The organism is Pseudomonas sp. ICMP 10191 (assembly GCF_001467335.1).
Lineage (GTDB): Bacteria > Pseudomonadota > Gammaproteobacteria > Pseudomonadales > Pseudomonadaceae > Aquipseudomonas > Aquipseudomonas cerasi.
In genome coordinates, this window is record NZ_LKGW01000149.1 from 1 (window position 1) to 5,252 (window position 5,252).

A 5,252-nucleotide genomic window follows, 5' to 3' on the forward strand; every position below is an offset into this window, starting at 1 on the left:
CTGGTTGAAGGAACTTAGTGTGCCAAGGGTGGGGACAGTTGGCTATTTTTGCAGCGCCTCCCTAGGGATTGGCATTCTTTTTCCTTTCATGAAGGGCTCGGGCGATCGCGACGTAATGATGAACACGGTCGCGCCTGTCTGGGACGGCAACGAAACCTGGCTCGTGCTTGGCGGCGCGGCGTTGTTCGGCGCCTTCCCGCTGGCCTATTCGGTGGTCCTGTCGGCCCTGTACCTGCCGCTGATTTTCATGCTGTTCGGGCTGATTTTCCGCGGCGTGGCCTTCGAGTTCCGTTTCAAGGCCACTGACGAGAAGCGCCACATCTGGGACAAGGCCTTTATCGGCGGCTCCCTGGTGGCGACCTTCTTCCAGGGCGTGGCGTTGGGCGCCTACATCGACGGCCTCCCGGTGGTCGATCGCCAGTACGCCGGGGGCGGCCTAGACTGGCTGACGCCGTTCAGTCTGTTCTGCGGCGCTGCGCTGATAGTTGCGTATGCCTTGCTTGGCTGCACCTGGCTGATCATGAAAACTGAAGGCGTGCTGCAAAAAGCCATGCATAACCTGGCCCGTCCTTTGACGTTGGCACTGCTGGCTGTGATCGCCGTGGTCAGCTTATGGACGCCGCTCGCCCATGGCGATATCGCTGCACGCTGGTTCTGCCTACCGAACCTGTTCTGGTTCCTGCCGGTGCCAGTCCTAGTGTTGGTGACTATGTGGGGGTTGTTCAGGGCCGTGGCGAGCAGTGCTCACTACGCGCCTTTTATCTTGACCCTGGTATTGATCTTTCTGGGTTACAGCGGCCTCGGCATCAGCCTGTGGCCGAACATCGTCCCACCGTTGACGTCGATCTGGGATGCCGCAGCCCCCCAGCAAAGCCAAGGTTTTATGCTTGTAGGTGCTCTGCTCATTATCCCGATCATTCTGGGCTACACCATTTGGAGCTACTCCGTGTTCCGAGGAAAGGTTAACGATCAGGCAGGCTATCATTGAGTGAACTGACACCCTTTAAATGCCTCGGGAATCTCTAGTCCGTTCAGGAATGCAGTCCTTGGGTTACTTCGCCATCAGTGACATTATTGCAGTGCTTGGAGCGTAGCTCGGTACACAGGTGGCCACATCCTTTAATGTGGCGAGTGGTCCCCCTTTTTTGGTTTATACGTAGCTACCGATTTGCGAATCTCTTCTCGGGCCTCATCTGCGCTCCCCCAACGGCCCATCTTTACCCACTTACCCGGCTCCAATGCCTTGTAGCTTTCGAAGAAGTGCTGGATCTGTGCGAGGAGTAATGCAGGGAGGTCAGAGAATTCCTTTATGTTGCTGTACACAGAGCTTAGTTTTTCATGAGGCACCGCGATCACCTTGGCATCCGCTCCAGCTTCGTCCGTCATGTACATCACGCCAACCGGGCGACTACGAATGACAACGCCAGGCGATACCGGGTAAGGGCAAATCACCAAGACGTCCAACGGGTCTCCGTCATCGCTCAACGTATTTGGAATGAACCCGTAGTTGGCCGGATAGAACATGGGCGTGCTGAGGAAGCGGTCTACGAAAATTTGTCCACTCGGCTTGTCCACCTCGTACTTGATCGGCGAGTGGTTTGCAGGAATCTCGATAACGGTGAAGAAGTCATCGGGGATCGCGTTACCAGCTGGAATATCCGTGTAGCTCATGCTCATATCTCCAAGCGTCTAGGAAAGGCCAATGCCACTGACGTTTTTGCCAACAGCGATATGTGGTTCGTTTTTTACGGTAACCAGTACAACAGGTTTACCGGCTATAGGCCGTCAGCGCACGAATGCATCATGTCCTGCATAAAACGCATGGCTGCCAAGATGCTCTTCTATTCTCAGAAACTGATTGTATTTCTCGACCCGCTCCCCTCGACATGGAGCGCCCGTCTTGAGATGGCCAGTACCCATGGCAACAGTCAGATCTGCGATGAAGCTGTCTACAGTCTCCCCGCTACGATGAGAAACCATAGCTCCCCAATTTGCCCCGTAAGCCATTACGATGGCGGCTTTGGTCTCAGTCAGGGTTCCGATTTGATTGGGTTTAATCAGTACAGCATTGGCGACGTTTTCTTTGATGCCTCGTTGAATCCGTTCGACGTTGGTGACAAACAGGTCATCTCCAACCAACTCGATCCGGTTACCCAGCGCAGCATTCAATTGCTTCCAGCCCGACCAATCGTCTTCCGCGAGGCCATCTTCCAGTACCGCAATCGGGTACTTGTCGACCCAGGAGGAATAGAGACTAATCAGCTCTTGAGCATCGACCTTACGACCTTCAGAGCGCAGATGGTAAAGACCGTTCTCATAGAAACCGCTGGATGCTGGGTCGATAGCGATCTCGATCTGAGATCCAGGGGTATAACCGGCCCTTTCAATTGCCTTAATGATCAGCTCAATGGCATCTGAGTTTTTCTTGAGCGTCGGCGCAAAGCCGCCTTCATCTCCGACCGCTGTTGAGTAGCCGGCGTCCTTAAGCACCGCTTTCAGCTCGTGGTACACCTCAGCGCCCCAACGCAAGGCTTCCTTGAAACTGCCAGCCCCTGTAGGTGCAATCATAAATTCTTGGAAGTCAGGGCCTTGCCAGTTTGCGTGAACACCGCCATTGAGAATATTGAACATTGGGACGGGCATTCTTGCTGCTTGCTCGCCGCCCAGATATTGGAACAAGGGCACTTTCATCGCAGAAGCCGACGCTCTGGCTACGGCGAGGCTGACGCCCAAGATGGCGTTTCCTCCAAGCCTAGACTTATCAGGTGTTCCATCCAGCTTAATCATCAGATGATCAATCTGTTCCTGGTCAACTGCATCCTGGCCTCTCAGAGACTCAAGTATTTCGGTATTCACATTGCTAACGGCCTTTAACACTCCTCTGCCGGAATACCTCTTTGGATCATGGTCACGCAACTCAACAGCTTCGTGAGCGCCTGTAGAGGCACCGGACGGGACTGAAGCCCGGCCCAGTGTTCCGCACTCCAAGGTGACGTCGACTTCAACGGTAGGGTTACCGCGTGAATCGAGAATTTCACGTGCATGAATAGCCTGGATTTGCGTTTTCATTGATTTTCTCCAAGGGACGATTCGGGAACGTCATTAACCATGTGAATAAGTCGAGAGGCCTCGATTTCGGAAGTCAGCTCTCCATGAGTATTCTGAACAGCTGCACTGCCGACACCGCAATTGCGGGAACCAAGAAGCCTCCAATAATTAGCTCAGGAATCTCTCCCACCAAGGGCATGAATTGCCCTCCCTTTGCCATCTGGAAAAGCTCCAGCATTTGGTTTGACGCAACCATCACAGAACAGCAGTACGCAGTCTGGGCTTGTAGCATGGCCCGCCTTTGATCTAGCAGATGAAACGTCAGCAACGACACTCCAATGCTTACGATGAAAAGCGCGACGAATTCATAGACGGATCCTGTAAAAAGCCTGCCCATCACAAGCCCGAATACGATGCTCAGCATCACTGCGCTCATGTGGTATCCCATTTCTCTAAAGTGGTTTTGATGAGCCGACGTCGGTGAGTTCCATTTCGCAATCTCATCTTTGGATTGCCCACCACCATCGCGCTCGTAACGTTCAACGTTGCTGTGCTCTCAGCTCGTAGCCAGGTACGCAGGTGATGGTCACGTCTGCCTTGCAGGATTTCTCACTGGGCATGCGCATCGTGACCAAGGCGCCTTCGAGCGAGGTGACGATGTACCAACCCTCGCTCGATACCTTTTGGCTGCCTGCAATGCCCGCCAAAAAAAGCGCCCAAAAAACCAGTCCTACGAGGAGCGGCCTGTTGTCACGAGCCCAGTTGACGGGGGCTGGCTGTGGACGCAGGTTATAAATTCGGTACATGGCGTTTATCCTTTTTACTGGTTGTCCAACAAACCGTGGTTTTCAGCTTTTCGCCTGGCCCACTCGACCGTACTCGATGGGCAATTTGATAAAGCTCAGCGAAAACGCCTCCTTGGCCAATGCTTCCAGCAACTTCTCGCACCCGGGCTCATCAGTGGATATCGTCACTGTGACCGGATGATCAGCACCGCTGAGGAAATGCGCGGTATGCAAATGTCCTAAATGATCCAGGCCTTCCGTACCGCTCACCAGCGTCGCTCCCAACATGCCCTCTCGTTTGGCGAACTCAACCAGCCACTCCCCGAGTGGAAGATGCTGGTAGTTGGTACTCTGTTCAGTGAAAAACGTCAGTTGAAAGCCATTCATGGCAACATCCTCTAATGTGGCGAGAGCGACCAACGGTTAGTCGGCTATGCCTCTTCATTTGCGAACTGTTTCTTCGAACTGAATTACAAGGCTTCACTGAGCGGTAACTCGCATAAGAGAAGAACTGCTCGCACCTTGCGCAACTCGTCAGCGTGGTCGCGCAGGAAGGTGCGCAGCTTGACCTCTGTATCCAGCAATTCCAGACACTGCGGATGACGCATATCACCAAGCTCCGGGTGATGATGGGAAATGCGATGGCCCGTCAAATAGCCCGCAGAAATCGGTTTGAGCATGACCTGATCAATCTTGGCTTTCTGCGCGACTTTAAGAAGGTGTTGGGCAAGTGCGGGCGCACTCAGGTGATGCCAGAAATTTGTAACTCGAGCCCGACTAGCGCCAGGGAAATAGAGCTGCAAAGCTGTCAGGCGATCTTGGCGATGTTCGGTCATTTCTCTTCCCCAATAAAAGTCACTTTGCGCTCGCTGGCGGATTCACTTTGAGCATGAAATTGCTTGATATCGGAGAGCCGGATTTCCTTCGGCAGAGGACGGTGATGCTTGCTGTGACCGNGCTCCATGGCCATGACAATGGTTGCCAGTGGCGTATTAGCTGCACCAGCGAAGACAGCGACAAAACCGATACCAGCCAGCATGCCGAAGGGAAGATGTAAGAGGGGCGCTAGCGCGTTCCCCAAGGTGGCTCCAATGTAAAACAGCGGAGTGACTTCGCCGCCCTTGAATCCAGTCCCCAGGGAGACAACGGTGAACAACATCTTTCCAAGCCAGTCCCAAGGAGCCATTGGCATTTGAAAGGATTGGACTACTGCGATCAGAAGGCCGCCGGCGAATGGTCGTAATGGCGAATAGGAGATAAGTCGTTTAACGAAAGCCCCTAGCTTATGGGTGGTCGTCGCGAATAGCAGGCCAGTGAGGCCGAAGATAATCCCAGCGGCGACCACAGCCATGACGCTCCAGAGCTGCACGGGAACCACTTCGCCAATGACGTAATGCGTATGAACCACTCCCCAGGCTT

General features: G+C 53.8%; 8 protein-coding genes. 1 reads left to right on the forward strand and 7 read right to left on the reverse strand.

What is annotated here, in order from left to right; genetic code table 11:
* Positions 1-4: 4 nt before the first annotated feature.
* Positions 5-988 carry a cytochrome d ubiquinol oxidase subunit II gene (gene cydB / locus AO388_RS22865; RefSeq protein WP_058417203.1) on the forward strand — a complete coding sequence of 328 codons (984 nt, stop codon included), beginning with the start codon at positions 5-7 and terminating at the stop codon, positions 986-988.
* A gap of 131 nt (positions 989-1,119) precedes the next feature.
* Here the strand turns inward: cydB and ppa are convergent, their stop codons facing one another.
* The 7 genes from ppa to AO388_RS22900 all read right to left on the reverse strand — a co-directional run.
* The gene (gene ppa, locus AO388_RS22870) at positions 1,120-1,671 is read right to left on the reverse strand and encodes an inorganic diphosphatase (RefSeq protein WP_012723165.1); all 552 of its coding nucleotides are present in this window, start codon (positions 1,669-1,671) and stop codon (positions 1,120-1,122) included.
* A gap of 114 nt (positions 1,672-1,785) precedes the next feature.
* Positions 1,786-3,069: a phosphopyruvate hydratase gene (gene eno / locus AO388_RS22875; protein ID WP_012723166.1), complete on the reverse strand. Its 1,284-nt coding sequence runs from the start codon at positions 3,067-3,069 to the stop codon at positions 1,786-1,788.
* Between the two features lie 73 nt (positions 3,070-3,142).
* Positions 3,143-3,484 carry a hypothetical protein gene (locus AO388_RS29255; RefSeq protein WP_032657050.1) on the reverse strand — a complete coding sequence of 114 codons (342 nt, stop codon included), beginning with the start codon at positions 3,482-3,484 and terminating at the stop codon, positions 3,143-3,145.
* A gap of 103 nt (positions 3,485-3,587) precedes the next feature.
* Positions 3,588-3,854 carry a hypothetical protein gene (locus AO388_RS22885; RefSeq protein ID WP_012723168.1) on the reverse strand — a complete coding sequence of 89 codons (267 nt, stop codon included), beginning with the start codon at positions 3,852-3,854 and terminating at the stop codon, positions 3,588-3,590.
* A 42-nt stretch (positions 3,855-3,896) separates the two neighbouring features.
* On the reverse strand, positions 3,897-4,220 hold the full coding sequence (locus AO388_RS22890; protein ID WP_012723169.1) for a DUF190 domain-containing protein: 324 nt from the start codon (positions 4,218-4,220) through the stop codon (positions 3,897-3,899).
* A gap of 83 nt (positions 4,221-4,303) precedes the next feature.
* Entirely contained in the window at positions 4,304-4,669 is a 366-nt protein-coding gene (locus tag AO388_RS22895) for a hypothetical protein (RefSeq protein ID WP_012723170.1), read from the reverse strand.
* Positions 4,666-5,252: chloride channel protein (locus AO388_RS22900; protein ID WP_177343138.1), on the reverse strand; the 587-nt coding region annotated here is incomplete at its 5' end. The genes AO388_RS22895 and AO388_RS22900, both read right to left, overlap by 4 nt.